The organism is Novosphingobium sp., from assembly GCF_030696665.1.
Classification (GTDB): domain Bacteria; phylum Pseudomonadota; class Alphaproteobacteria; order Sphingomonadales; family Sphingomonadaceae; genus Novosphingobium.
On the sequence record NZ_JAUYRV010000052.1, the window covers coordinates 118,265 to 143,351 of the forward strand.

A 25,087-nucleotide genomic window follows, 5' to 3' on the forward strand; every position below is an offset into this window, starting at 1 on the left:
GCCCGCCGCCTCTCGCCGTGGCGCTGATGCGATAGCCCCCTCCACCACGCTTCGCGCGGTCCCCCTCCCCGTGCCGGGGAGGATTGCGTGACGTCAGCCCCCTGCATGTGGATGCGCGGCGGGACGTCCAAGGGCGGATACTTCCTCAAGGACGATCTGCCTGCCGACACAGCCAGCCGCGACGCCTTCCTCCTTGCCATGATGGGCAGCCCCGATCCCGTGCAGATCGATGGCATGGGCGGCGCCGATCCTCTGACCAGCAAAGTCGCGGTCGTCAGCAAATCGACCCGTGAAGGCATCGACGTGGACTACCTGTTCCTGCAGGTCTTCGTCGATCAGGCCATCGTCACCGACGCGCAGAACTGCGGCAATATCCTTGCAGGCGTCGGCCCCTTCGCCATCGAGCGCGGTCTTGTTTCGGCAACCGGCGACGAAACCCGCGTTGCGATCTACATGGAAAACACCGGGCAGGTCGCCGTTGCCACGATCAACACGCCGGGCGGAATGGTCACTTACACGGGCGAGGCCAAGATCGATGGCGTCCCCGGCTCCCACGCGCCGGTTCCGCTTGAATTCCGCGACACTGCCGGGTCTTCATGCGGCGCCCTCTTGCCCACCGGCAACGCGGTCGATGTGGTCAACGGCGTTGCCGTCACGCTGATCGACAACGGCATGCCCTGCGTGGTGATGAAAGCGCAAGACCTTGGCATCACCGGCTATGAAGACCGCGACTGGCTCGACAATGCGACCGACCTGAAAGCGAAGATCGAAGCCATCCGCCTCGCCGTCGGCGAACGCATGAACCTTGGCGACGTGAAGGAAAAGTCCGTCCCCAAGATGATGCTCGTCGCCCCGCCAAAGCATGGCGGCGCGGTGACAGTGCGCAGCTTCATCCCCCACCGGGCGCATGCCACCATCGGCGTGCTGGGCGCGGTCAGCGTGGCCACCGCCTGCCTCATCCCCGGCTCGCCTGCCGCAGACGTGGCACAGATCCCCGAAGGCCCGCGCAAGCTGCTCTCGGTCGAACACCCCACCGGCGAAATGAGCTGCGTGCTGGAAGTGGACGACGCGGGCGACGTCCGCACCGCAGCCCTGCTGCGCACCGCGCGAAAGCTGATGGACGGGGTAGTGTTTGGTTAAAAACTTGCAGCGCCAGCCCCCACCTTCGTCATTCCCGCGCAGGCGGGAATCCAGAAGCGGCAAAGCGCAGCGCATGAACCACTGGATCCCCGCCTGCGCGGGGATGACGATGATCAGGAAGGCAAAAGAATGAGCGACCGCATCATCAGCTGGCACGCCAACCCCAGCAAGCCGCGCTACACCCCTCCGCCGGGCGCAGTGGACGCGCATTGCCACGTCTTCGGCCCGATGGCGCAGTTCCCGTTCAGCGCCAAGGCCAAGTACCTGCCGCAAGACGCTGGCCCGGACATGCTCTTCGCGCTGCGCGATCATCTCGGTTTCGACAAGAACGTGATCGTACAGGCTAGCTGCCACGGCACTGACAACGCCGCCACGCTGGACGCCATCGCCAAATCGAACGGCAAGGCGCGCGGCGTCGCCGTCGTCGATCCGGCGATCTCTGAAGCCGAACTCCACGCGCTGCACGATGGCGGTATCCGCGGCATCCGCTTCAATTTCCTCAAGCGGCTGGTCGACAATGCGCCCAAGGACAAATTCCTCGAAGTTGCCCAGCGCCTGCCAAAAGGGTGGCACGTGGTGATCTATTTCGAGGCCGACATCCTTGAAGAACTGCGCCCCTTCATGGACGCCATCCCCGTCCCGCTGGTGATCGACCACATGGGCCGCCCCGATGTGCGCCAGGGACCGGACGGTGCCGACATGAGGGCCTTCCGCGCTTTCCTGAACAGCCGCGACGACATCTGGTTCAAGGCCACTTGCCCCGACCGCTTGGACGCGATCAAGGAAGGCGGCGCAGGCGATCCGTGGAATGCCTTTGCCGATGCGGTAGCGCCGCTCGTCGCCGATTATCAGGACCGCGTGCTGTGGGGCACCGATTGGCCGCACCCCAACATGGACACTGAAATCCCGGATGACGGCCACCTCGTCGATATGATTCCCCGCATCGCGCCAACCGAAGATCTGCAACGCAAGCTGCTGATCGACAACCCGATGCGCCTCTATTGGGCAGACTGATCGGCTGCGAAGGTGCGCCCCCGCGAAGGCGGGGGCCTCAGGCCGTTTACGCGAACATTCCGGCGGAACACCGAGACCCCCACCTACACAGAGGTGCCGCAGCGCGTTAACCACACAACGCCGCGCTTTTCCGCGCCCTGATCCGGCCAGCCCACGCCGCCATCGCAATACAGCTGAGCGAAATCCTTACCCACCTCTGCGCAGCACTACGGGGCCGCGCCCTTACCGAAACTTGCCCTTCTCCGCGTAGCACCGGTCCCCATGCCGAGTGCCTTTGCGGGGACCAAGATGCTCAAGTTCAATATTACTGCCAAATTCATCGCTGCCTTTGCGCTGCTGCTGGCGGCCACTGCTGCGATGGGGCTGTTCGCCGTTGCAAAGCTTGGCGAAGTCAACGCCATCGCCGCCGAACAGCGCACAGTCTGGCTTCCCGGCGCGGAAACGCTGGGCGATATCCACGCCTACACCTCGCAGTACCGCCTCAAGCAGGACGAAATGTTCAGTGCGCCATCGCCTGACGCGATTGCACGCAGCCAGAAACTCTTGCGTAACGCTCGCAATGCAATCGACGGCGGTCTTGCTGATTACGCAAAGCTAGTCGTCTCGCCTGAGCAGAAAAGCGCCGTAGCCGCGATGAAGCAAGCATGGGCCGCCCTCCTAACGCAGGACGAGACGCTCCAGTCGATGGCACTCGCCGGGAACGGAGCAGGCGCACAGGCAATTCACGACAGTGAAGGCCTCGACACCTTCTACGCGCTTGAAGACGCGATCCTCACGGCGATCGATGCCAACAAGAAGGCAGCCGACGCGGTCGCCACCCATGCGGAGGAAATCCAGGCCTCGGCCCGCACCTTCAGTTTCGCTGCGATGGGACTCACCCTGCTTGCCGCGCTGATCATGCTTGCCCTCCTGATCCGCAGCATCGCCCGCCCCGTCGTGAAGATGTCCGAAGCCTTATCACGGCTTGTTGCAGGCGATCACGCCGTCACCATACCCGGCCTTACCCGTGGTGATGAACTCGGCCAGCTCGCACGCGCGCTTGACCAGTTTCGCGATGTCTTCGCCTCCGATCACGCCCGCGCCGAATCCGAAAAGGCTCAGGCCCGCGAAACGCAGGTCACTATCGATGCGATTGGCGATGGCCTCACCGCCCTTGCCGAAGGTAACCTGACCTTCCGCGTCAAGGAAAACGGCACGGGCGCGCTGGCCAAGCTCCACTCCGACTATAACGCCGCTGTCGCCTCGCTCGAAGGCGTGCTGGCAAAGATCGTCGATGGCTGCAACACCATCAAACTTGGCACTGACGAGATCGCCAGCGCATCGAACGATCTTGCCATGCGCACCGAACAACAGGCCACCTCGCTTGCTGAAACTTCGCGCACGCTCAACGAATTTACCACATCGGTAAAAACGACCGCTGAAAACGCCAAGCAGACCAGCTCACGCCTCATCACCGCACGCTCGACCGCGGCTGGCGTAGGCGACACCGCCACCCGCGCCATTGCAGCCATGCGCAGCATCGAGTCCAGTTCCAAGGAAATGGCCGAAATCGTCGGCGTGATTGATGGCATAGCCTTCCAGACCAACCTTCTCGCGCTCAACGCCGGGGTCGAAGCGGCCCGCGCAGGCGATGCCGGAAAGGGCTTCGCCGTTGTCGCCACCGAAGTGCGCGCGCTCGCCCAGCGGTCCGCAGATGCGGCAAAATCGATCCGCGATCTGATTGGCAAAAGCACCGAAGAGGTCAGCGGCGGCGTCGCTCTGGTGGAATCGAGCGGTGAAGCCCTGCGTCAGATCGTCAGCGAAGTCAGCGCAGTGTCCAGCCTTGTCGATGCCATTGCCGAGGCTGCGGGCCAGCAGGCGGCAGGCATTGCCGACATCTCGGGCATGGTCGGATCGATGGATTCGTTCACGCAGCAGAACGCCGCAATGGTTGAGGAAAGCTCGGCGGGCACCCGCAACCTTGCCACAGAAACACTTGCCCTGGTCGACCAGCTCGCACGCTTCCGTCTCGGCAACAACGGCGGGGCAAGCCTGGCGGCTGCGGCATCTGTTCGGGCACCGGACGCATGGGCCGCCCCTGCCACGTTGCCCACACCCCGCATGGCTCCTGCATCCCGCCCCGCCCCGACCATCGGCAACACCGCGCTCAAGCCCCGCGAAGACGACTGGTCAGAGTTCTAAGCCTCAAGCTCCTCACACACCTCCACCTCAGCGCAAGGATAAACACATGAAAATGATCGAAAAGTTCGCCTTCGGCCTTTTTGCCTTGGCGCTTACCGCAACCCCAACTTTCGCCCAATCGGCCGATTGGCAGAAGCAAGTAGCCCGCATCATCGGGTCGAAGCAGACTTATCCCCGCACGGCGCAGATGCGGGGCGAGGAAGGTACAGCCCGCGTGAAGGTGTACGTCGGCGCGGGCGGCAAAATCGAGCGCGCCGAACTGGTTGCGCCATCAGGATCATCGACGCTCGACAAGGAAGCCATTGCCATGCCGACCCGTGCAGGAGCAGTCCCACCACCCCCCGGCGGGCCGACGGCTATCGTCGTCCCGGTAACGTGGAAACTCCTCTGATCAAAGCCTTCGCCTTGGCATCGGCCCCGCTTCCCCCCTGCTGCGGCCGGCTGATGCCCTGACCTGCCGGATACCCCTCCCGGCACATGCATGGGGGCGGTCCCACCCGGACCGCCCCCTTTTTGCGTCGCTGCGCAACTGGCGACGCAGAATGGCCGAAAGCTCAGCTTACGACAAAGCTAAGCGCCCCGTCGCCCTCATCGATCGTCACCGTGCTGCCATCGGGCACTTCACCGCCCAGTAGCTTCTCCGCCAGGGGATCCTGCAGATAACGCTGCACAGCGCGCTTCAGCGGCCTTGCGCCATAGACCGGATCATACCCGACGCGCCCGAGCCAGCGCTTGGCCGCATCGCTCAGCTCCAGCACGATCTTGCGATCTTTCAACAGCTTGGCCACCCGCGCCACCTGGATCTCCACGATCGGTGCCATGTGCTCATGCCCCAGCCGGTGGAACAGGATGATCTCGTCCAGCCGGTTGAGGAATTCAGGCCGGAAGTGTCCACGTACCACGTCCATCACCTGCGGCTCCACCGCGCTCACGTCCTGCCCCTCTTCCAGATTGGCGAGGTACTGGCTGCCAAGGTTGCTGGTCAGGATGATCAGCGTGTTGGTAAAGTCTACCACGCGGCCCTGCCCATCGGTCAGACGACCATCGTCCAGAACCTGCAACAGCACGTTGAACACGTCGCCGTGCGCCTTCTCCACCTCGTCGAACAGCACGACCTGATAGGGTCGCCTGCGAACCGCTTCGGTAAGAACGCCACCCTCATCGTAACCAACATAGCCCGGAGGCGCACCGATCAACCGGCTCACGGAATGCTTTTCCATGAACTCGCTCATATCGATACGAACCATTGCGGTGTCATCATCGAACAGAAATCCGGCCAGCGCCTTGGTCAGCTCGGTCTTGCCCACGCCCGTCGGGCCGAGGAACAGGAAGCTGCCCAGCGGACGGTTCGGGTCCTGCAATCCGGCGCGCGCACGGCGCACCGCCTTGGAAACGGCGATCACCGCGTCCTTCTGCCCGATCACGCGCTTGCCGATGACTTCTTCCATCTTGAGCAGCTTCTCGCGCTCGCCCTGCAACATCCGGTCCACAGGCACGCCGGTCCACTTGCTGACGACGGCGGCGATGTCGTCGGCGGTCACTTCCTCACGCAGCATTGCGTTGACGCTCACGCCCTCTGCTTCCGCCAGCTGCCTCTCCAGTTCGGGAATGCGACCATAGGCAAGCTCGCCTGCCTTCGCCAGATCGCCATTGCGCTGCGCCACGTCCAGTTCACTGCGCGCAGCGTCCAGCGCTTCCTTGATCTTGCCCTCGGCGGCAATCTTGTCGCGTTCGTTCTGCCAGCGCGTGGTCAGTTCGGCTGACTGCTGCTCATGGTTCGCCAGTTCCTCACGTAAGGTAGCCAGCCGATCCTTGCTCGCCTGATCGGTCTCCTTCGATAGCGCCATCTCCTCGATCTTCATCTGGATGATGCGCCGGTCGAGCTTCTCGATCTCCTCGGGCTTGCTCTCCACTTCCATGCGGATGCGGCTCGCCGCCTCGTCCATCAGGTCGATGGCCTTGTCGGGCAGGAAGCGGTCGGAAATGTAGCGGTTGGACAGCGTAGCCGCCGCCACAATCGCATTGTCGGCAATGCGCACACCGTGGTGCAGTTCGTACTTGTCCTTGATCCCGCGCAGGATGGATATGGTGTCCTCCACGGTCGGTTCACCCACGAACACCGGCTGGAACCGCCGCTGCAAGGCGGGATCCTTCTCCACGTACTTCTGGTATTCATCCAGCGTGGTCGCGCCGATGCAGTGCAACTCACCGCGTGCCAGTGCAGGCTTGAGCAGGTTGGAAGCGTCCATCGCCCCCTCGCCCTTGCCCGCACCGATCAGTGTGTGCATCTCGTCGATGAACAGGATGATCTCGCCCTCGGCGCCTTTCACTTCGTCGAGCACGGCTTTCAACCGCTCCTCGAACTCGCCGCGATACTTCGCGCCCGCAATCAGGCTGCCCATGTCGAGCGACATCAGGCGGCGGTCCTTGAGGCTGTCGGGCACGTCGCCATTGGCAATGCGCAGCGCCAACCCTTCGGCAATCGCGGTCTTGCCCACGCCCGGTTCGCCGATCAGCGCCGGGTTGTTCTTGGTGCGCCGGGCAAGAATCTGCACGGTGCGGCGGATTTCCTCGTCGCGCCCGATCACCGGATCGAGCTTCCCTTCGCGCGCTGCCTGCGTCAGATCGCGGGCGTAGCGCTTCATCGCGTCATAGGCGTTCTCTGCGCTCGCGCTGTCGGCATTGCGCCCGCCGCGCAGCGCGGTAATCGCCGCTTCCACCGCCTGCGCGGTAACATTCGCCGCCTTCAACGCCTGCCCGGCCGATGTCGCCGCCGCCAGCGTCAACGCCACCAGCATCCGCTCCACGGTTACGAAACTGTCGCCAGACTTCGCCGCAATCTGCTCGGCAGAGTCCAGAACGCGCACGGCATCGTTGTCCAGCCCCGGCGTCTGCTGCGCGCCAGATCCTGAAACGGCGGCGATCTTCCCCAGTGCCTTGTCCACTTCGGCCTGCGCCAGCGCCGCATTGCCGCCCGCGCGCTGGATAAGCCCGCTGGCCATGCCCTCGCTGTCTTCCAGCAGAGCCTTCAGAATATGATCCGGCGTGATCCGCTGATGATTCATGCGGATCGCCACGGTCTGCGCGGCTTGCAGAAAGCCCTTGGCGCGGTCGGTGAATTTTTCGAGGTTCATGGTGTTGAACTTCCTCCTGTTGCGCTGAACATGGTGTGGCTTTTGCGCAACACAAGGGCCGCGCCGACGAAAATGCTACGCGGTTCGACCAGGGTGGTCGTTGATGAAGCGCAAGTTGGAATGCCCACCCCCAACCCCTTCCGCCTGCGGGAGGGGAGTCGAGCGCGCGGTTTCGCCCTCCGGCAAGCGGGAGGGCCGCGAGACTTACTGAGCCAAAGGCGAAGTTAGTCGCCGCAGGGTGGGCACCTCCTCCACGTCACTTCCCCGGATCAGCCGCCTTCGCCGCCCCCGGCGCAAATTCCTTGCCGAAGAAGCTGCCCGCATACCACTTCGGCCGCTCGGCCCCGTTCGCCAGGCCCAGCACCGTGTAATAGTTCACCTTGGCAAACAGCGCGCCTGCCTCCCAGTCGAACGGCAGCTTCATGTCGTCGCTCGGCTTGTGATAGTGGTCCTTCAGGAAATCGCGGAACGCCTTTTCGCCCGGCCCGGCAAAGCCCGTCATCATGAACACCGCAGGCACGCCCTGCTGCACGAAGCGGTAGTGGTCCGACCGCGTGAACAGGCCCTCTTCCGGCATCGGATCGGGCGAGAGTGTGACTCCCGCCTTCCTGGCAGCCTCGGCCACCACCGGCCCCATCGTCGAATTCTCCGCACCGAAGGCCACGACATCGGTGAACTTGTAGGTCAGCACCGGCATGTCGAAGTTGACGAGGCCCACGACCTCGCCCTTCACAACAGGATTGCGCGCCAGATAGTCGGACCCGATCAGCCCGCCCTCCTCGCCAGTCAGCGCGGCGAACATTACCGAACGGCGGGGCCTATCCTGCGCTACGGCGCGGGCGACCTCGAGCATCGTCGCCACGCCCGAGGCATTGTCCATCGCGCCGTTAAACAGCTTGTCCTCGCCCTTCCCATGATCGCCGATGTGATCAAGATGCGCGGTCATGCCCACGAACTCGCCCGCCACTTTCGGATCGCTCCCCGGCAGCATGGCTACGACGTTTTCGCTCACCACGTCTTTCCACGTGTTGGCGAAAGTCAGGCTGGCCTTGGCTTTCAGGTCAAAGCCTTTGGGTCGCCCACCCTTGCGCTCCGCCTCGGCGAAGATCTTCGCCAGCGGCTTGCCTGCTGCTGCAAACAGCGGCGCGGCGGCATCGGGGTTGAGCGTCGCCGAACCCCTGATCGCGCTTGTGCGGCTGAAAGCCTTGCCATCGATGCCGACCCAGCCCTTGGCCGGACCATCGGAAATCTCCACCCGGCGCTCCCACGGGCGGCGTGCGGTGTCCTCGATGGTCGGGACCGAGATGACCGCCACCGCCCCGCGCTTCATCGCCATCACGGCCTTTTCGGAATTGAGATGCGCGCCAAGCTCACTCGGCGTGCCCTTGGGAAAGCCGGTGAGCACGACCACGATCTTGCCCTTGACGTTCAGGCCCCTGTAGTCGTCAAAGCCCAGATCGGGCCGATCGAACCCGAAACCTGCAAACACCAGCGGCGCGTCTGTCGCCACCGCCTTGTCGGTCAGGCTTGGCCGCACAAGCACTTGCGCGGTATCGGACAGCACGGTCTCCTTGCCGCCAAAGGTCAGCGCCAGCTTGGGTGCGCCATCGAGCCGCGCTTCGCGCACGGTCAGTTTCTGGAAGAACGAACCGTCCGGCCCGGCAGGTTTCAGCCCCATCGCGATGAACTGCGACGCGACGTAGTTGGCGGCAATGTCGTAGCCCTTTGACCCGGTATCACGCCCCTCCAGCAGATCATCCGCCAGAAAAGTCACATGCGCACGCACGGCTTCGGGATTGAACACCGGCTCTTCCGCAAGTGCCGGAAAGGCAACGGAAACCAGCAGGGCGGTGGAAAGCAGCAGCTTGACGTTCATCGGTTTCTCTTTGTCATTCGTCGAAAGGGACTGCGCGGCGCATAGCCAAAGCAAACGCAGCACTTGCGCGCGCGATCATGGGCATTAGAAAGTTACCAATCAAACCAAATCTGGAGCAATCGCATTCCGGCTTCGTTCAGCCCGGACTTGCTTCTGGACCAACAGCACATCGGCAGCCACGCTGCCCCAACGACAACATCGGGAAACCCATGCAGCGCAAACTCACCACCAGCTTTTTTGCTATCGCAGCCGCAACCGCGCTGTCTGCCCCCGCCGCCGCGCAGGACGCCAAGGCAGCGCCGCTGGCCGACCTCGTATCGAAGGTCCAGATCCCTTACGAAAGCTTCAAGCTGGACAACGGCCTGACCGTGTTGGTCCATACCGACCGCAAGGCCCCGGTGGTCGCGGTTTCAATCTGGTACGGCGTGGGTTCGAAGAACGAGCCGAAGGGCAAGACCGGCTTTGCCCACCTGTTCGAACACCTGATGTTCAACGGCACCGAAAACGTGCCCGGCGATTTCTTCGCGCCATTGCAGCAGGTCGGCGCGACCGATCTTAACGGCACGACGTGGTTTGACCGCACGAACTATTTCCAGACCGTGCCCACCGCCGCGCTCGACATGGTGCTGATGATGGAATCGGACCGCATGGGCCACCTGCTCGGCGCGGTGACGCAAAAGGTGCTCGATAACCAGCGCGCCGTGGTGCAGAACGAAAAGCGGCAGGGGGACAACAATCCTTACGGCATGGTTGAATACGAGCAGCTTGAGAACCTCTACCCGACCGGCCACCCCTATCACCACTCCACCATCGGTTCGATGGCAGACCTTGATTCGGCCAGTCTTGACGATGTGAAGGGCTGGTTCCGCGACAACTACGGCCCCAACAACTCGATCCTCGTGCTGGCGGGCGATATCGACGCTGCATCTGCCAAAACCAAGGTGGCCAAGTGGTTTGGCGATATCAAGCCCGGCCCAGCGGTAAAGCCCGTCAGCGCGCCGGTGCCCACCCTGCCCGCCCCGCTGGCCAAGACGATCAAGGATCAGGTCGCCACCACGCGCATTTATCGCATGTGGGCCGTGCCCGGGTTGGACAACCCGGACTACCTGCCGCTCGATCTTGGTGCCTCGGTGCTGGGCGGGCTTGCCTCGTCACGGCTGGACGATGCGCTGGTGCGTCAGCAAAAGCTGGCCGTTTCGGTTTCGGCTGAGGCTGAAATCTTTGCGCAGGCCTCGCAGTTTGTGGTCAAGGCTGACGTCACACCGGGCCAAGACCCGGCCAAGGTTGCCGCCGCGCTCGATGCCGAAATTGCGAAGTTCATCAAGGAAGGCCCCAGCGCCGACGAACTGCAGCGCGCCGCTACAACGGCCACAGCCAACGAGATTCGCGGGCTGGAACGCACTGGCGGCTTCAACGGCAAAGCGCCGACGCTGGCCGAAGGCCTGCTCTATAACGGCGACCCGGCGCACTACCGCACAGAGCTGGAACGCATCGCGGCGATGAAGCCCGCCGATGTGCAGGCTGCGATGGCCAAGTGGCTGAAGCGCCCGGCCTTCTCGCTCACCGTCGAACCGGGCGAACGCGTTGAGGGCGGCGAAGGGCGCGGCGGGTTCTACACCGACAGTGCCACCGGCATGCGCCCGGCGTTCTATGCCGATCCCGCGCTGCCGATGAAGGGCGCGCCTGCGTCCACCGTTGGTGCGGCGGACCGTTCGAAGCTGCCCGCCGTGGGTGAACTGGCCCCGCTCGATTTCCCCACGATCCAGCGCGCCACGTTGAAGAACGGGATCCCGGTCTATTTTGCCAAGCGCAGCGAAGTGCCAACCGTCTCGGTCCGCGTCAGCTTCGATGCGGGCTATGCCGCTGATCCGAAGTCCGCGCTGGGCACGCAATCGCTGCTGCTCAGCCTGATGAATGAGGGCACAGAGAAGCTCGACAGTTCGGCCCTGGCACGTGAGCGTGAACGCCTGGGTGCGCAGATCTCGCTTTCAGCAACGAGCGATCTCACCTCGTTCCAGGTCGATGCACTTTCGCTCAACCTTGCCCCGTCGCTCGGCCTGCTGGCCGATGTCGTGCGTCGCCCGGCGCTCAGCCCCACAGAGCTTGAGCGTGTGCGCACCCAGCAGCTTACCGCCATTTCAGCCGAGATGAAGAACCCGCAGGCGCTGGCCGCCCGCGTGCTTGTGCCCACGCTCTATGGCAGCCACCCCTATGCCTTCCCATCGAGCGGGCTGGGTGATCCGGTGGCGGTAAAGGCCATGAGCCGCGACGACCTGAAGGCCTTCCACACGCGCTGGTTCCGCCCCGATACCGCGAAGATCTTCGTGGTGGGTGATACCTCGCTGGATGCGGTGGTGAAGATGCTGGACGATAGCTTCGGCAACTGGCCATCCAACCGCATGGCGCGCCCGGTGAAGGACTTTTCCGCCGCCGTTCCGGCGCAGAAAAGCCGCGTGATCCTCGTCAACCGTCCGGGATCGCCACAATCGTTCATCATGGCGGGCAAGGTGATCGACGCCAAGGGCACCGACGACAATCTTGCTCTTGGCACGGCCAACGACATCCTTGGCGGCAACTTCCTTGGCCGCATCAACATGAACCTGCGCGAGGCCAAGGGCTGGACCTATGGCGCCTACAACGGCGTGACCGAGCCGCTCGACAAGGTGCGTTTTCAGGTGATAGCCCCGGTCCAGACCGACAAGACTGGCGATGCAATTGCCGAGATCAAGCGCGAGATCGACGAATTCGACACGACCAAGGGCGTCACGCCTGAAGAACTGGACTGGTCGACCAAGGGCAGCGCACGCGAACTGCCGGGTGCTTTTGAAAGCGGCGCAGCGGTGCTGGAAGGCATGGCCAAGATCGTCAATTACCAACGCCCGGACGATTTCTACGAAACGCTGTCGGCCCGATACGGCAAGATGACTGCCGCCGAGGCGGACAAGGCTTTCCGGTCAAAGATCAACACCGACGGTATGGTCTGGGTGGTAATCGGCGATGCCGCCAAGGTGAAGCCGCAACTCGACAAGCTGGGTCTGCCGGTGGAAGAGATGGCTGCGCCGGAGTGAGCTTCCTCCCCCTCCTTTTAATGGGAGGGGGCCATTCTTTCCTTCGTCATTCCCGCGCAGGCGGGAATCCCGCGCGCAACCGTTGAAGCTGGATTCCCGCCTGCGCGGGAATGACGAAGGTTAGGTGTCGCCTGTCTTGCTATTGACACTTTTGTAGGTAAACTGACCCACAGAACACCATAATGGGAGAGCATCCATGTCCGTAGCCGGCAGCTACAATTGCGTGACCCACACCCCGATGGGCGATCAGACCAGCACTTTCACCGTCAATGTCGATGGCGACAGCTTCACCGGCACCAACAGCGGCCAGATGGGTTCGATGGAGGTCGAGAACGGCAAGGTCGATGGCAACACGTTGACTTGGCAGATGAAAATGACGGTGCCGATGCCGATGACGCTGGATTGCACTGCCACCGTGGAAGGTGACACGCTGGACGGCAAGGTTACTGCCGGGATGTTCGGCACTTTCCCGATGGAAGGCACGCGGGCCTGACCGGAAAACCAAGGGCGCAACGGAAAACCGCTGCGCCCCTTATTCGTATCAGGACAACTTCTTCTTCAGCAGTTCATTGACCATGCCGGGGTTGGCCTTGCCCTGCATGGCCTTCATCGTCTGACCGACGAAGAAGCCAAACAGCGCTTCCTTGCCGCCCTTGTACTGCTCGACCTTGTCGGCATTGGCGGCAAGGATGGCGTCGATCGCGGCTTCGATGGCGCCGGTGTCGGAGGTCTGCTTGAGGCCTTCGCGCTCAACGATCACGCCCGCACCGTCACCGGTTTCGAGCATCTTTTCCAGCACCTGCTTGGCGATGGAGCCGGAGATCGTGCCATCGGCGATCAGCGCCAACAGTTCCGCGCCTGCCGCCGGGGAGACCGGCGAGGTTTCAAGAGCAGCGCCCAGCTTGTTCAACGCGCCGAACAGTTCCGAGATCAGCCAGTTGGCGGCCTGCTTGGCCACATCGGCTTCGGGCTTCTTGGCCCGCGCCGCTGTCTCGGCCAGCAACACTTCGAACCAGCGCGCGGTTTCGACGTCTGCGGTCAGCACGCTGGCGTTGTAGGCCGACAGGCCGAGCGCGGTTTCATAGCGTTCACGCTTGGCATCGGGCAGTTCGGGCAAGGACGCACGGCATTCCTCAAGGAACGCATCGTCCAGTTCAATCGGCAGCAGATCGGGGTCGGGGAAGTAGCGGTAATCGTGCGCGTCTTCCTTTGACCGCATCGAGCGCGTCTCGTTGCGATCAGGATCGTAAAGGCGCGTTTCCTGCACCACGGTGCCGCCGTCTTCGATCAGCGCGACCTGACGCCTGGCTTCCTGTTCGACCACGGCCATCACGAAGCGGACCGAGTTGACGTTCTTGGTTTCGGTGCGCGTGCCCAGTTCATCCCCCGGCTTGCGGACCGAGACGTTGACGTCGGCGCGCATCGAGCCCTGATCCATGTTGCCATCGCAACTGCCGACAAAGCGCAGGATCGTGCGCAGCTTCGACAGATACGCCCCGGCCTCTGCCGGAGAGCCCATGTCCGGGCGGCTGACAATTTCCATCAGCGCCACGCCCGAACGGTTGAGGTCGACGTAGGACATCGTCGGGTGCTGATCGTGCATCAGCTTGCCCGCGTCCTGCTCCACATGGATACGTTCGACCCCGATGGTCTTCTTGGTATCGGGGTTCTTGTCATCCAGCTGAATCTCGATCGCGCCTTCGCCCACGATGGGGTGATAGAGCTGGCTGATCTGATAGCCCTGCGGCAAATCGGCGTAGAAGTAGTTCTTGCGGTCAAACCGCGACCACTTGTTGATCTGCGCATTGATGGCCATGCCGGTGCGCACGGCCTGCCGGATGCATTCGAAGTTGGGCACGGGCAGCATGCCCGGCATCGCCGCATCCACCAGGCTGACCTGCGTGTTCGGCTCCGCGCCAAAGGCCGTCGCCGCGCCGGAGAACAGCTTGGCGTTGGTGGTAATCTGCGCATGAACTTCGAGGCCGATCACGACCTCCCATTCACCGGTGTCGCCCTGAATACGATAATCGCTCATCTTACCACCACTTTGCCGGACGGGCTGTAAACTGCGCGCGCTGTTCAAGCGCGAGGCTGGCGTTGAGGACGCCTTGCTCGTCAAACGCCTTGCCGATGACCTGCAGGCCGAGCGGCAAGCCGCTGCGGTCCAGCCCGGCCGGGACGGACATGGCGGGCAGACCGGCGAGGCTGGCGGGCACCGAGAACACGTCGTTCAGGTACATCTCCAGCGGATCGGCGCTCTTTTCACCCAGCGCAAAGGCCGATGACGGCGCAGTGGGGACGAGGATTACGTCCACCTGCTGAAAGGCTTCGGTAAAGTCCCGCGCAATCAGCGTGCGGACCTTCTGCGCCTGCGTGTAGTAGGCATCATAGAAGCCTGCCGACAGCACATAAGTGCCGATCATGATGCGGCGCTTGACCTCAGGGCCGAACCCGGCAGCGCGGGTGGCGGCGTACATGTCCTGAAGCCCTGCACCGTCCGGCAGATCACGCAGACCATAGCGCACGCCATCGTAGCGGGCGAGGTTCGACGAGGCTTCAGCAGGGGCGATGATGTAGTACGTGGGCAGCGCGTACTTGGTGTGCGGCAGGCTGATCTCGACGATCTCAGCGCCCGCATCCTTTAGCCACGCGATGCCATCATCCCATGACTTGGCGACATCGGGGTCCATGCCATCGAGCCGGTATTCGCGCGGGATGCCGACCTTCTTGCCCTTCATGTCGGCGTTCAGGCCAGCGGTCCATTCGGGCACCGGCAGGTTGAGGCTGGTCGAATCCTTCGGATCGAACCCGGCCATCGCTTCAAGCATGATCGCGCAATCGGTCACATCACGCGCCATCGCGCCTGCCTGATCGAGCGACGAGGCGAATGCAACCACACCCCAGCGCGAGCAGCGGCCGTAGGTCGGCTTGATGCCCGAAATGCCAGTGAAAGCGGCGGGCTGGCGGATCGAGCCGCCGGTGTCGGTGCCGGTAGCGGCGGGCGCGATGCGCGCGGCCACGGCGGAGGACGAACCGCCCGATGAACCGCCGGGAGCCAGCGGCGCGGTGTCGCTCGGCCTGCGCCACGGCGAGATCACATTGCCGAAGGCGCTGGTTTCGTTCGACGAACCCATCGCGAACTGATCGAGGTTCAGCTTGCCCAGCATCCCCGCGCCCGCATCCCACAGTTTCTGCGAAACAGTGGACTCGTACTGCGGGGTGAAGCCTTCGAGGATCTTCGAGGCGGCGGTGGTCTGCGTGCCCTTGGTGGCGAACAAGTCCTTCATGCCGATGGGGACGCCCGCCATCGTGCCGAGTGCCTTGCCCGCAGCGCGATCGGCATCGACCTTGGCTGCGGATTCCAGCGCCTTATCAGGCGTAGTGACGATGAAGGCGTTCAGCGCGGGCTGCGCCGCTTCCACCGCTGCGTTGAAGGCGGTGGCGACTTCGGTGGCGGTGAAATCACCCTTGGCCACGCCATCGCGGAGGGCGGCAATGCCGAGATTGGTAAGGTCGGTCATTTCAGGACTTCCAGCTGCGTCCCCGCGAAGGCGGGGACCTCAGGCAGTATAACGAGACGGTCAGCCATGCGGCCTGAGGCCCCCGCCTTCGCGGGGGCGCGGAGGGGGTGAACCATCATTCAATCACCTTGGGCACGCCAAAGAAGCCATGTTCGGGCGCGGGCGCATTGGCCAGCACCGCGTCGCGCATGTCGCCGCCGGTCAGCGGATCGGCGTTCACCACGTCATCGCGCAGGCGCTGCGTGTTGGGGATCACGGCGGTCATCGGCTCTACGCCGGTCACATCAACTTCGCCGAGTTGTTCAACCCAGGCGAGGATGCCGTTCAGTTCGGGGACCATCGCGCCGATTTCGGCCTCGGTCACCTTGATGCGGGCCAGCGAGGCGATCTTGGCCACGGTGGCGGTATCTACGGACATGGCGGATACTCTTGACGGGAGAAAAAGGAACGCCGCGCGCTACCAGAGCGCACGGCGTGCTTCAAGCCGAGGCCGCCCCGTAAGGGCGCCCGGCGCAGATCAAGGTTGTGGAGCGCCTGCAGGACCACCGGGCATCGGCGGCATCGGCATGCCGCCCGGCGCACCACCGGGAGCGCCAGCCCCACCGGCACCGCCCTGCATCTGCTGCATCTGTTCGAGCATCATGCGCTGCTGTTCCAGTTCAGCCGCGCTCTTGTAATCGATCAGTTCGATTTCGAAGACGAGGTCTGAATTGGCGGGGATCACCACTTCGCCAGTCTGCGGGTTGCGCTTTTCTTCTGCGCCGTAACCCTTCTCAGCCGGGATTTCGAGGACGTACTTGCCGCCCTTCTGCATCTTGCCAAGGCCTTCGGAAAAGCCGGGAATCACGGTTTCGAGCGGAAGCACCGCGCGTTCACCCCGGTCAAATTCCTTGCCGCTGGCAAGACGACCGACATAGTTGATCAGCGCAACGTCAGACTTGGTGGGCGAAGCACCGGCACCGGCCTTGATCGTTTCGATCTCGATGCCCTGATAGCGGGTGGCATAGGCCACGCCCGAACCAAGCACGACCGCAGCCGCTACGCCGAGCCAGATCTTTGTCAGCGAGCCTTTGGCGACAGGCTGGAGCGGAACACGGGTGATTTCCGACATGCTTTTCCCCTCAAACGCGATTCGCCCGAATCGCGCCGGATGATTCGAATGGCCATTCCCGACACACGAAAAAGGGCGCCGGAGTTCGGCGCCCTCTTGGCCCATGCAGGCTCAAACGGCAAGTAGCCAGATAGGGCGTTTCCGCCCCACCTTACTTACTTTCCGCCGTCGCGTTCCATGCGCTTACGCTCAAGCTTGCGAGCGCGGCGGACAGCAGCAGCCTTTTCACGGGCGCGCTTTTCCGACGGCTTCTCGAAGTGGCGACGAAGCTTCATTTCGCGATAGACGCCTTCACGCTGCAGCTTCTTCTTCAATGCGCGAAGAGCTTGGTCAACGTTGTTATCGCGAACGAGAATCTGCATAAACGCCTACACCTCAAACTGTCAGCAAGAGCCCGCGAAACCGGCGGGAGTTGCCCTGATTCTGGAAATACCAAACGTGCCGAATCCGTACAGGACCGGCCCGAACGGGAGCGCCACTAGCCAAATCGGGCAGCAAAGGCAAGCAAAGTCGTGCAATTCCCGGCCCAAGCGTTTAAGGGGCGGCAGATGAACTCACCCAATACCCTGACGGCAACCGCCATCGTCGCCCTGGGCGGCGGCATTGGCGCAATGCTGCGTTATCATGCCGGGCGCGCGGTTACGACCGTTGCTGGCCCCAACATGGTGTTCCCCTGGGGCACTTTCCTTATCAATGTGTCCGGCAGTCTGCTGATGGGCATACTGGCCGGATGGCTGGCACGCGAAGGCGGCAGCGAATCGCTGCGACTGTTGCTCGGCGTCGGCGTGCTGGGCGGCTTTACCACCTTCTCCGCGTTCAGCCTTGAAACCGCCCTGCTGATGCAGCGCGGGCTTTATGGCATGGCCGGGACGTATGTGCTGGGATCAATTCTCGCGGGTATCGCCGGACTGTTTCTTGGCCTCTCGTTGATGCGAGGTGCAGCATGAGCGCCGCAAAGAAGGGCCAAGGCGCCCTTTCAGACGTCAACGTCCGCCAGTTCACCATCGGCAAGGACGATGAAGGCGCGCGGCTCGACCGCTGGTTCAAGCGGCACCTGCCGCAAGTGGGCTTTGCCACCGTATCGCGCTGGGCGCGCACCGGGCAGATCCGGCTGGATGGCAAGCGCGCCGATGTGGACACGCGAATCGAGGCGGGGCAGATCCTGCGCGTGCCGCCGGGCAACGCCACGCCGGTCGGCACCCCCGGAAAGGGTGAGCGTCCACGCGCGCCGTTGACCGACGCGCAGATCGAACTGGCCGAATCGATGGTGCTGGAAAAGGACCGCGCCGCGATTGTGCTGAACAAGCCGCCGGGCCTTGCCACGCAAGGCGGCAGCGGGACGTATGAGCATGTCGACGGACTGCTGGATGCCTATGCCGCCGAAGGCGCACCGCGACCGCGTCTGGTCCACCGGTTGGACAAGGACACATCGGGCGTCCTGCTGATCGCGCGCACGCCGGGCAGCGCGGCGTTCTTTTCCAAACGCTTTTCGGGCCGCACCGCGCGCAAGATCTATTGGGCGCTGGTCGTGGGCGTGCCCGATGTGAAGGACGGGCTGATCGAACTGCCCATCGCCAAGCAGCCGGGCACCGGCGGTGAAAAGATGATGGTGGACGAAAGCGGCCAGGGCCAGTCTGCGCGCAGCCGCTATCGCGTGATCAGCCGCGCGGGCAATGCCGCCGCGTGGGTGGAACTGCAGCCGCTGACGGGGCGCACGCACCAGTTGCGCGTTCACATGGCAGCCATCGGCCATCCCATCGTGGGTGATGGCAAGTACGGCGGGCAAACCGCGTTCCTGACCGGCACGATCAGCCGCAAGATGCACCTGCACGCACGCCGGTTGCGCATAGAACATCCCGAAGGCGATCTGCTCGACGTGACCGCGCCCCTGCCCTCGCACTTCGAAGCGAGCATGGCGCAACTGGGCTTCCATGAGGAAGACGGCGATCTGGCCATCGATCCGATCAAGCCGATCCCCGAAAAGACCATGCAGAAGCGCGCGGCCAAGGCCCATGCCAAGGAATACCGCAAGGAACGCCGGGGCGAACGCCGCAAGCGCGCCGATGACGAAAAGGGCGCTGGCAGCGCCGGCCGCACGCCCACGGGCAAGCGCGCCGGAGCCAAGCCTGTTGGCAAAGCCGGTGCCAAGGCCGGGCCGAAGACTGCCGGCCCCAAGGTTGCCGGGGCAAAATCTGCGGGCCGTGGCGATGCGAAGGCGGCGGCAAGACCCGCTGCCAAGCCTGCCGGGGTGAAGTTCGGCGCGGCACGAGCATCGGTGGCAAAGGCCGCCGATGCCAAGGCGGCCGGCACGCGGCCAGCTTCGCGCAAGCCTGCGGGCGGAGCACCTAGGGGCAAGGCGCGCTGATCGAGGGGACAGGCTGTGAAACTGGCGATCTTCGATTGTGATGGCACACTGGTGGACAGCCAGGCCGACATCTGCGCGGCAATGGATGCGGCCTTCACCGCCGCCGGATTGATCCCGCCCGAGCGCCATGCCACGCGGCGCGTGGTGGGGCTGTCGTTGCACGAGGCGATGCGGCAGTTGCATCCTGAGGGCGAACATCACGATCACGCCAGCCTGACCGAACTCTACAAGGACGCCTTCCGCGCGCGCCGTGCGGCAGGCGCGGTGGGTGAGCCGTTGTATGAAGGCATCGCCAGCTTGATCGTGGAACTGGCCGGGCAAGGCTGGCAACTGGCTGTGGCGACGGGAAAGTCGGACAAGGGGCTGGCCCATTGCCTCGCCGCGCACGGACTGACGGGGCACTTCGTTTCTTTGCAGACGGCGGACCGGCACCCATCCAAGCCTGATCCTTCGATGATCGAACAATGCATTGCCGATGCAGGCGCGGACCGGCTGCGCACGGCGATGATCGGCGATACCGTCTATGACATCCACATGGCGGTCAACGCGGGCGTCAAGGGCATCGGCGTGGACTGGGGCTATCACGAGACCGAGGAACTGATCGAAGCCGGGGCGCAGGCCGTGGCGACGAGCGTGGACCATCTGCGTGACCTGCTGAGGGCTATCGCATGAGCGATCCTGCAATGGGCAAGTATTTCGCACTGCAGGCCGTGCGGCTTTCGGGCGCGGTCATGGTGCTGCTGGGCGTGATGATCGGGACGGGGCGCGCGCCTTCGTTCCTGGCCGGCCTGCCGCAAGAGGTGGGCTATGTGCTGGCCGTGCTGGGCATGGCCGAATTCTTCTGGATACCACGCCTGATCGCGCGAAAGTGGAAGACACCGGACGGACAATGAAGCGGTTTTACAAGGATGTAACGGTCGAGGCGGCAAAAGGCGGCTTCGGGGTGCGGCTCGATGGGCGGGCGATCAAATCGGTGGGCGGCAGGCCGCAGGTCGTGCCGACGCGTGCGCTGGCAGAGGCGCTGGCGGCGGAATGGGCCGGACAGGGCGAGGAGATCGATCCGGCACGCTTCCTCTACCGCGATATGACCGACTATGCGCTGGATGTGGTGACCGGTGACCCGGCAGCGGTTGCATCTGAAATCCTGCCTTATGCCGAGACCGACACGCTGTGCTATCGCGCCGAGCCGGACGAAGCCTTTGCCGCACGGCAAAGGTTGATGTGGGAGCCGCTGCTGCTGGATGCTGAAACGCGGCTGGGCATCACGTTCGTGCGGGTTTCAGGCATCATCCACAAGCCGCAGCCAGTGGAAACTCTGGCGCGGCTGCAGGCGGAGTTGGATCGGCTGAACCCGTTCGAACTGGCCGCCTTGCGCAACACCGCAAGCCTTGCCGCCTCGCTGGTGATCGGGCTGACAGCGCTCATGCCGGGAGTAGACCTCGACGCGCTGTGGGATGCGGCCGATCTGGAAGAGGACTGGCAGGCCGAGCTTTGGGGCAAGGACGAAGAGGCGCTGGAACGGCGTGAACGGCGCTCTGCGGCGTTCGCGGCGGCGGCACGGTTCGCGGGGATGGCGCGTTAGAGGCAGCCCTCGACGTAGCGGATCGATTCCCCGCCGCCTGCCATGAACTTCACCCTGCCCGCTTCTACGTGGAACACCAACCCGCGATCCTTCGATTGCCAGACGAAAAAGTCCTGCCCGGCGTAGGGATTTTCTTCGGCGGCAAGCTGGTTGCCGTAGGCCTCCTGCAAAGCTGCAAGGCTGGAACCGATACCGATGCCGTCGGCGGTGCGAATGCCGCCCTCACGCACCTCAATTCGCGTGATCGTGCCATCCTCGACCATTGCGGAAAGCTTGCCGTCCAAGCGGTCATAGACGTCACACGTGCCGCCCACTTCTGCGTAGGCGCCCTTGATCTCGAAAGCGGCAGCTACGTCTTTCCACGACGACCCAACTGGCGCGCCTGTCACGCCTTGTGCGCTCAGCACATCTGCAGCGTCTGGTTGCGCGGCGTCCGGAGCCGCTGTTGCCACTTCGGACGGCTGCGGGGCAATCGCTGCATCGGCGGCCGCAGCAGTGTGCGCCTCATCCCCAACTCCGGCCTGCTCACAACCTTCAAGCAACAGCGCGATGGCGAGGATGACGACCGCGAGCTTCAACCGACCCAGTCCGCCACCTGCTTTGCCACCGCATTGGCCGCTTCATTCAACGCAGGGCCGACGTATGGCGCTTCTGCCTCAGCCACCGGGACCGTGCTTTCAAAGCGCTTTGTCTCGATCCTGCCGCCGGACTCCTTCACCGCATCGAAGCGCACCACCGCCATGCGGCTGCGCGCGTCATAGCCCATGTCGAGCAGGCGGCCCGAAAGGTGCTGGCTGCTCGCGCCCGGCTCTCCTTCGATCACCAGACGGCTGCCGCGCGCGCGGATCGTTTCGGCGAGCAGGCGCTGGAACAAGCGTGAGGGGCGTTCCACCCACATCGTCTTCTTCAGATAGGCGACATTTGCATCGTCGATCTGCACCGGCACGCGCGTGACAGCAAGGCGCGCTTCGGCTTCAGGTTCTATCACCACCAGCGCATTGCCTATGGTCCCGCTGGTCCCGCTGCCCACCGCCGCCGTGGCCGTGGGCGTGAGGGCGAGCAGCGTTTCGGGTGCCTTGGGGCCGAGGCTGACGCAACCGGAAAGGCTGGCGAAACAGGCGGCGGCGAGCAGAGTGTTGCGGATGATCATGTTCGCCTCCTCAATCCTTGTAGTCGGGCAGCTTGGGACCGCCGACGAAGCCGCCGATACCCTTGTCGTTCAGCTTGTCGGTCACTTCGCGCAAGGATCGCGTCGTCGCCTGAAGATCGCGGATGGCGGCTTCGGCAGCGGGCAGCGTGCGCTCGTTCAATTGCTTGGCAGCGGGGCGTGCATCGCTGAGCGTGCCTTGCAGTTCGTCCGCTGCGCCTTGTGCCGATTTCAGCGTCTGGCGCAATTGCTTGGCAAGGCCATTGCCTTCATCATTCAGCATCGAATCGGCCGAATTGGTCAGCTTTTCAAAGCTTGCCAGCGTGTAGTTGGCCTGCCGCAGGGTTGCCTGCAGTTCTGCCATCGTCCGCTTCACATCGGGCGTAACATCGGCAAGATTGCCGCTGAGGCGGTCGGTGTTGGCCAGAATGTTCTCGAACGACTTCTGGTTCTTGTCGGAAAGCACCATCGTCAACCGTTCGGTCAGCGTGGCCAGCCGTTCGAGCAGGAGCGGCGCATTCGACAGGATTTCGCCAAGACCCGAACGCCGGGTGGGGATTACGGGTACGCCTTCCGGGCAAGTCAGGCGCTTGTTTTCCTTGGGGCATTTGATCGCAGGCGCGCCTTTGTGGGCGCCGGTCAACTGGATCGTGGAAACGCCGGTGAAGCTGCCCTGCACGCTGGCAGTAGTGCCTTCAAGGATGGGCACTTTCTTGTCGACCGTGATGCGCACGCGCACGAATTCGGGATCGCGCTCCCACAATTCAATGTCCTTGACCTGACCTGACGGAACACCCGAAAACGATACCTCCGAACCCTTGGCCAGACCATCGACCGACTGTTTGAAGAAAATATCGTACTGCGAGGATTCGCTCCGGCTGATCCCGGCGATCCACATGGTGAGCACGGCCGTGCCCAGCAGCAGCAGCAGGGTGACAATGCCGACCCAGATGTGGTTTGCGCGCGTTTCCATAGGCTTGTCCTTATGCCTCACCCTGTCCGGCCCGCGAAGGCGCATCATGTGAAATCTTTGCCTCTTTCGCATCGTGGCGCACTTGCGCATCTTGCGCCGCACGCCCGCGAGGGCCGTTGAAATATTCCTGGATCCACGGATGATCGAGCGCCAGCAGTTCAGGGATCGATCCCACGGCAATGACCTTACGGTCAGCAATCACCGCCACCCGATCGCAAATCTCATACAGCGTATCGAGATCATGGGTGATCAGGAACACGGTAAGCCCAAGCGTCTGCTGCAGCTTGAGAATCAGCTGGTCGAACGCAGCCGCACCGATCGGATCAAGGCCAGCGGTAGGTTCATCAAGGAACAGCAGTTCTGGATCAAGCGCCAGGGCGCGCGCCAGACCTGCGCGCTTGCGCATCCCGCCGGAAAGTTCGGCCGGGTACTTGCTCGTCGCTTCAGCTGGCAAGCCCGAGAGCAGCACCTTGTAGCGCGCAATTTCATGGCGCAATTCATCGGTGATTTCGGGGTAGAATTCGCGCAACGGAACTTCGACGTTTTCCGCCACGGTCAGCGTGGAGAACAGCGCGCCGCCCTGAAACAGCACGCCCCAGCGGCTGCGGATATCGATGTCGGCATCGTCCTGCGCATCGGTGATGGTATCGCCCAGCACGTCAACTTCGCCCGCATCAGGTATCTGCAACCCGATGATCGTGCGCATCAGCACCGATTTTCCAGTGCCTGAGCCGCCCACCACGCCCAGAATCTCGCCCTTGCGGACATCGAGATCGAGGCCTTCATGAATGACATGGTCACCGAACACATTGCGCAGGCCGCGCACGCGGATGGGGAACTGCTCCTGTTCCATCAGCCCCACCCGATGTTGGTGAAGAACACCGCGAAGAACGCATCGAGCACGATCACCGTGAAAATCGCCATGACAACCGCAGCCGTCGTGCGCGCGCCCACTTCCTCGGCGTTATTCTTGACCTGCATGCCCTGATAACAGCCTGCAAGCGCCACGATCAGGCCGAACATCGGGGCTTTGACGATCCCCACCCACACATCGTGCAGCGGCACAACTTCCTGAATGCGCGTCAGGAAGGTGAAAAACGGAATGCCCAGCGTGATGCTCGACAGGAACGCACCGCCGACAATGCCGACGACGGCAGAATAAAAGCCGAGCAGCGGCATCATGATCATCGTGGCCAGAATGCGCGGCAGGACCAGCGCTTCCATCGGCGAGACGCCGATGGTGCGCATCGCATCAACCTCTTCGGTCAGCTTCATCGTGCCAATCTGCGCGGCAAAGGCCGAACCGGAGCGGCCCGCGACCATGATCGCGGTCATCAGCACACCCAGTTCGCGCAGAGTGAGGCGACCGACGAGGTTGACCGTGTAGATTTCGGCCCCAAACTGGCGCAGCTGCACCGCCCCCTGTTGTGCAATAACGATGCCGACAAGGAAGCTCATCAAGCCGATGATGGCGAGCGAATTGACGCCCACCAGTTCCATCTGGTGGACCAGCGCTTTCATGCGCATGCGGCCGGGATGGCGGATCAGCGACCCTGCGCTCAGCATGATCTGGCCAAGGAAGCCGACGACCTGCAGCATGCCCCGGCCCAGCCCGATGATCACTTCGCCGACGTGCGCAGGCACGCGGGTGAGCAGCGGCATGCGGTGTGCGCGCACATTTTCCGCATTGGAATCAGCCTTGCTGATCGCATCGACCAGCTTCTGCGCCTCGTCACTGCAGCCAGTAATCTTCGCATCGTGATCGCGTGACAGCCGCCAGACGGTCCACGCCCCGACTGTGTCGATGCGGGTGACGGCGGAAATGTCAATTGTGGCGAAGGATTCGCCCAAGGATCGCAGCCGCGTGTCTGCCTGGCCGAGCGAGGACACGGTCATCGGCCCGCTGAAAGCGAGCGTTGCGGCACCCTGCTGATCGGCGGGCACAAGCTTGAAATCGGTCAGTTCCCGCATCTTG

At 63.4% G+C, this 25,087-nt stretch carries 23 protein-coding genes; 11 read left to right on the forward strand and 12 right to left on the reverse strand.

The features are described 5' to 3' along the window. Positions 1 to 105: 105 nt before the first annotated feature. The 4 genes from Q8R81_RS16950 to Q8R81_RS16965 all read left to right on the forward strand — a co-directional run bounded on the left by Q8R81_RS16950 (position 106) and on the right by Q8R81_RS16965 (position 4,726). A complete protein-coding gene (locus tag Q8R81_RS16950; RefSeq protein ID WP_305619815.1) occupies positions 106 to 1,140 on the forward strand; it encodes a 4-oxalomesaconate tautomerase in 1,035 nt (344 codons plus the stop codon). 129 nt (positions 1,141 to 1,269) lie between these two features. Further along, complete coding sequence (locus tag Q8R81_RS16955; protein WP_305619698.1) at positions 1,270 to 2,154, forward strand: amidohydrolase family protein; 885 nt, start codon at positions 1,270 to 1,272, stop codon at positions 2,152 to 2,154. Positions 2,155 to 2,415: 261 nt separating this feature from the next. Then, the gene (locus tag Q8R81_RS16960) at positions 2,416 to 4,335 is read left to right on the forward strand and encodes a methyl-accepting chemotaxis protein (protein ID WP_305619699.1); all 1,920 of its coding nucleotides are present in this window, start codon (positions 2,416 to 2,418) and stop codon (positions 4,333 to 4,335) included. Between the two features lie 46 nt (positions 4,336 to 4,381). Next, positions 4,382 to 4,726, forward strand: coding sequence for a TonB family protein (locus tag Q8R81_RS16965; protein WP_305619700.1), 345 nt, complete (start codon positions 4,382 to 4,384; stop codon positions 4,724 to 4,726). 163 nt (positions 4,727 to 4,889) lie between these two features. On the opposite strand, the gene clpB is transcribed toward Q8R81_RS16965, so the two are convergent. Both clpB and Q8R81_RS16975 read right to left on the reverse strand, forming a co-directional pair. After that, complete coding sequence (clpB, locus tag Q8R81_RS16970; RefSeq protein WP_305619701.1) at positions 4,890 to 7,469, reverse strand: ATP-dependent chaperone ClpB; 2,580 nt, start codon at positions 7,467 to 7,469, stop codon at positions 4,890 to 4,892. 256 nt (positions 7,470 to 7,725) lie between these two features. After that, positions 7,726 to 9,345 (reverse strand): M28 family metallopeptidase, encoded by a 1,620-nt coding sequence (locus Q8R81_RS16975; RefSeq protein WP_305619702.1) that lies wholly within the window; start codon positions 9,343 to 9,345, stop codon positions 7,726 to 7,728. A gap of 209 nt (positions 9,346 to 9,554) precedes the next feature. Here Q8R81_RS16975 and Q8R81_RS16980 point away from each other — a divergent pair, with 209 nt between their 5' ends. Together Q8R81_RS16980 and Q8R81_RS16985 are read left to right on the forward strand one after the other, a co-directional pair. Next, positions 9,555 to 12,413 carry a pitrilysin family protein gene (locus Q8R81_RS16980; RefSeq protein WP_305619703.1) on the forward strand — a complete coding sequence of 953 codons (2,859 nt, stop codon included), beginning with the start codon at positions 9,555 to 9,557 and terminating at the stop codon, positions 12,411 to 12,413. Between the two features lie 196 nt (positions 12,414 to 12,609). Further along, positions 12,610 to 12,906 carry a hypothetical protein gene (locus tag Q8R81_RS16985; RefSeq protein WP_305619704.1) on the forward strand — a complete coding sequence of 99 codons (297 nt, stop codon included), beginning with the start codon at positions 12,610 to 12,612 and terminating at the stop codon, positions 12,904 to 12,906. 48 nt (positions 12,907 to 12,954) lie between these two features. Here Q8R81_RS16985 and gatB read toward each other — a convergent pair whose 3' ends face one another. From gatB to rpsU, 5 genes are all read right to left on the reverse strand, one after another. Next, positions 12,955 to 14,448 carry an Asp-tRNA(Asn)/Glu-tRNA(Gln) amidotransferase subunit GatB gene (gatB, locus tag Q8R81_RS16990; RefSeq protein ID WP_305619705.1) on the reverse strand — a complete coding sequence of 498 codons (1,494 nt, stop codon included), beginning with the start codon at positions 14,446 to 14,448 and terminating at the stop codon, positions 12,955 to 12,957. A 1-nt stretch (position 14,449) separates the two neighbouring features. Beyond that, entirely contained in the window at positions 14,450 to 15,934 is a 1,485-nt protein-coding gene (gene gatA / locus Q8R81_RS16995) for an Asp-tRNA(Asn)/Glu-tRNA(Gln) amidotransferase subunit GatA (RefSeq protein WP_305619706.1), read from the reverse strand. 115 nt (positions 15,935 to 16,049) lie between these two features. Further along, positions 16,050 to 16,352 (reverse strand): Asp-tRNA(Asn)/Glu-tRNA(Gln) amidotransferase subunit GatC, encoded by a 303-nt coding sequence (gene gatC, locus Q8R81_RS17000; RefSeq protein ID WP_292630905.1) that lies wholly within the window; start codon positions 16,350 to 16,352, stop codon positions 16,050 to 16,052. A 99-nt stretch (positions 16,353 to 16,451) separates the two neighbouring features. Then, positions 16,452 to 17,045, reverse strand: a complete 594-nt coding sequence (locus Q8R81_RS17005; RefSeq protein WP_305619707.1) for an FKBP-type peptidyl-prolyl cis-trans isomerase — start codon at positions 17,043 to 17,045, stop codon at positions 16,452 to 16,454. Between the two features lie 155 nt (positions 17,046 to 17,200). After that, positions 17,201 to 17,407 (reverse strand): 30S ribosomal protein S21, encoded by a 207-nt coding sequence (gene rpsU, locus Q8R81_RS17010; RefSeq protein WP_305619708.1) that lies wholly within the window; start codon positions 17,405 to 17,407, stop codon positions 17,201 to 17,203. Between the two features lie 186 nt (positions 17,408 to 17,593). On the opposite strand from rpsU, the gene crcB reads away from it, so the two are divergent. From crcB to Q8R81_RS17035, 5 genes are read left to right on the forward strand one after another with little or no spacing between them, the layout of a single operon-like run. Continuing rightward, positions 17,594 to 17,992 (forward strand): fluoride efflux transporter CrcB, encoded by a 399-nt coding sequence (gene crcB, locus Q8R81_RS17015; RefSeq protein ID WP_305619709.1) that lies wholly within the window; start codon positions 17,594 to 17,596, stop codon positions 17,990 to 17,992. Beyond that, positions 17,989 to 19,410: an RluA family pseudouridine synthase gene (locus Q8R81_RS17020; RefSeq protein WP_305619710.1), complete on the forward strand. Its 1,422-nt coding sequence runs from the start codon at positions 17,989 to 17,991 to the stop codon at positions 19,408 to 19,410. The genes crcB and Q8R81_RS17020 overlap by 4 nt, the downstream gene beginning before the upstream one ends. 15 nt (positions 19,411 to 19,425) lie before the next feature. Next, positions 19,426 to 20,082: an HAD-IA family hydrolase gene (locus tag Q8R81_RS17025; RefSeq protein ID WP_305619711.1), complete on the forward strand. Its 657-nt coding sequence runs from the start codon at positions 19,426 to 19,428 to the stop codon at positions 20,080 to 20,082. Further along, positions 20,079 to 20,303, forward strand: a complete 225-nt coding sequence (locus Q8R81_RS17030) for a hypothetical protein (protein WP_305619712.1) — start codon at positions 20,079 to 20,081, stop codon at positions 20,301 to 20,303. Before Q8R81_RS17025 ends, Q8R81_RS17030 begins: the two co-directional genes overlap by 4 nt. Then, positions 20,300 to 20,992 (forward strand): ATP12 family chaperone protein, encoded by a 693-nt coding sequence (locus Q8R81_RS17035; protein WP_305619713.1) that lies wholly within the window; start codon positions 20,300 to 20,302, stop codon positions 20,990 to 20,992. Before Q8R81_RS17030 ends, Q8R81_RS17035 begins: the two co-directional genes overlap by 4 nt. Here the strand turns inward: Q8R81_RS17035 and Q8R81_RS17040 are convergent. Genes Q8R81_RS17040 through Q8R81_RS17060 form a run of 5 tightly spaced genes read right to left on the reverse strand, consistent with a single transcriptional unit; the run spans position 20,989 to position 25,083 of the window. Further along, a complete protein-coding gene (locus Q8R81_RS17040) occupies positions 20,989 to 21,570 on the reverse strand; it encodes a hypothetical protein (RefSeq protein WP_305619714.1) in 582 nt (193 codons plus the stop codon). The two genes, Q8R81_RS17035 and Q8R81_RS17040, sit on opposite strands and share 4 nt — an antisense overlap. Then, positions 21,567 to 22,142: an ABC-type transport auxiliary lipoprotein family protein gene (locus Q8R81_RS17045; protein WP_305619715.1), complete on the reverse strand. Its 576-nt coding sequence runs from the start codon at positions 22,140 to 22,142 to the stop codon at positions 21,567 to 21,569. Before Q8R81_RS17045 ends, Q8R81_RS17040 begins: the two co-directional genes overlap by 4 nt. A gap of 10 nt (positions 22,143 to 22,152) precedes the next feature. Beyond that, positions 22,153 to 23,112: an MlaD family protein gene (locus Q8R81_RS17050; RefSeq protein WP_305619716.1), complete on the reverse strand. Its 960-nt coding sequence runs from the start codon at positions 23,110 to 23,112 to the stop codon at positions 22,153 to 22,155. 10 nt (positions 23,113 to 23,122) lie between these two features. Next, entirely contained in the window at positions 23,123 to 23,965 is an 843-nt protein-coding gene (locus Q8R81_RS17055; RefSeq protein ID WP_305619717.1) for an ABC transporter ATP-binding protein, read from the reverse strand. Beyond that, positions 23,965 to 25,083, reverse strand: coding sequence for an ABC transporter permease (locus Q8R81_RS17060; RefSeq protein ID WP_305619718.1), 1,119 nt, complete (start codon positions 25,081 to 25,083; stop codon positions 23,965 to 23,967). The genes Q8R81_RS17055 and Q8R81_RS17060 overlap by 1 nt, the downstream gene beginning before the upstream one ends. Between the last annotated feature and the right edge of the window lie 4 nt (positions 25,084 to 25,087).

What these genes read in the sequence shown, in the direction of transcription:
- rpsU (WP_305619708.1), bottom strand. Translation starts at nt 17,407, where the DNA reads ATGCAGATTCTCGTTCGCGATAACAACGTTGACCAAGCTCTTCGCGCA.
- clpB (WP_305619701.1), bottom strand. Translation starts at nt 7,469, where the DNA reads ATGAACCTCGAAAAATTCACCGACCGCGCCAAGGGCTTTCTGCAAGCC.
- crcB (WP_305619709.1), top strand. Translation starts at nt 17,594, where the DNA reads ATGAACTCACCCAATACCCTGACGGCAACCGCCATCGTCGCCCTGGGC.
- Q8R81_RS17005 (WP_305619707.1), bottom strand. Translation starts at nt 17,045, where the DNA reads ATGTCGGAAATCACCCGTGTTCCGCTCCAGCCTGTCGCCAAAGGCTCG.
- gatB (WP_305619705.1), bottom strand. Translation starts at nt 14,448, where the DNA reads ATGAGCGATTATCGTATTCAGGGCGACACCGGTGAATGGGAGGTCGTG.
- gatC (WP_292630905.1), bottom strand. Translation starts at nt 16,352, where the DNA reads ATGTCCGTAGATACCGCCACCGTGGCCAAGATCGCCTCGCTGGCCCGC.
- Q8R81_RS16950 (WP_305619815.1), top strand. Translation starts at nt 106, where the DNA reads ATGTGGATGCGCGGCGGGACGTCCAAGGGCGGATACTTCCTCAAGGAC.
- Q8R81_RS17060 (WP_305619718.1), bottom strand. Translation starts at nt 25,083, where the DNA reads ATGCGGGAACTGACCGATTTCAAGCTTGTGCCCGCCGATCAGCAGGGT.
- Q8R81_RS17055 (WP_305619717.1), bottom strand. Translation starts at nt 23,965, where the DNA reads ATGGAACAGGAGCAGTTCCCCATCCGCGTGCGCGGCCTGCGCAATGTG.
- Q8R81_RS17020 (WP_305619710.1), top strand. Translation starts at nt 17,989, where the DNA reads ATGAGCGCCGCAAAGAAGGGCCAAGGCGCCCTTTCAGACGTCAACGTC.
- Q8R81_RS16975 (WP_305619702.1), bottom strand. Translation starts at nt 9,345, where the DNA reads ATGAACGTCAAGCTGCTGCTTTCCACCGCCCTGCTGGTTTCCGTTGCC.
- Q8R81_RS17030 (WP_305619712.1), top strand. Translation starts at nt 20,079, where the DNA reads ATGAGCGATCCTGCAATGGGCAAGTATTTCGCACTGCAGGCCGTGCGG.
- gatA (WP_305619706.1), bottom strand. Translation starts at nt 15,934, where the DNA reads ATGACCGACCTTACCAATCTCGGCATTGCCGCCCTCCGCGATGGCGTG.
- Q8R81_RS17035 (WP_305619713.1), top strand. Translation starts at nt 20,300, where the DNA reads ATGAAGCGGTTTTACAAGGATGTAACGGTCGAGGCGGCAAAAGGCGGC.
- Q8R81_RS16980 (WP_305619703.1), top strand. Translation starts at nt 9,555, where the DNA reads ATGCAGCGCAAACTCACCACCAGCTTTTTTGCTATCGCAGCCGCAACC.
- Q8R81_RS16955 (WP_305619698.1), top strand. Translation starts at nt 1,270, where the DNA reads ATGAGCGACCGCATCATCAGCTGGCACGCCAACCCCAGCAAGCCGCGC.
- Q8R81_RS16960 (WP_305619699.1), top strand. Translation starts at nt 2,416, where the DNA reads ATGCCGAGTGCCTTTGCGGGGACCAAGATGCTCAAGTTCAATATTACT.
- Q8R81_RS17050 (WP_305619716.1), bottom strand. Translation starts at nt 23,112, where the DNA reads ATGGAAACGCGCGCAAACCACATCTGGGTCGGCATTGTCACCCTGCTG.
- Q8R81_RS16965 (WP_305619700.1), top strand. Translation starts at nt 4,382, where the DNA reads ATGAAAATGATCGAAAAGTTCGCCTTCGGCCTTTTTGCCTTGGCGCTT.
- Q8R81_RS16985 (WP_305619704.1), top strand. Translation starts at nt 12,610, where the DNA reads ATGTCCGTAGCCGGCAGCTACAATTGCGTGACCCACACCCCGATGGGC.
- Q8R81_RS17045 (WP_305619715.1), bottom strand. Translation starts at nt 22,142, where the DNA reads ATGATCATCCGCAACACTCTGCTCGCCGCCGCCTGTTTCGCCAGCCTT.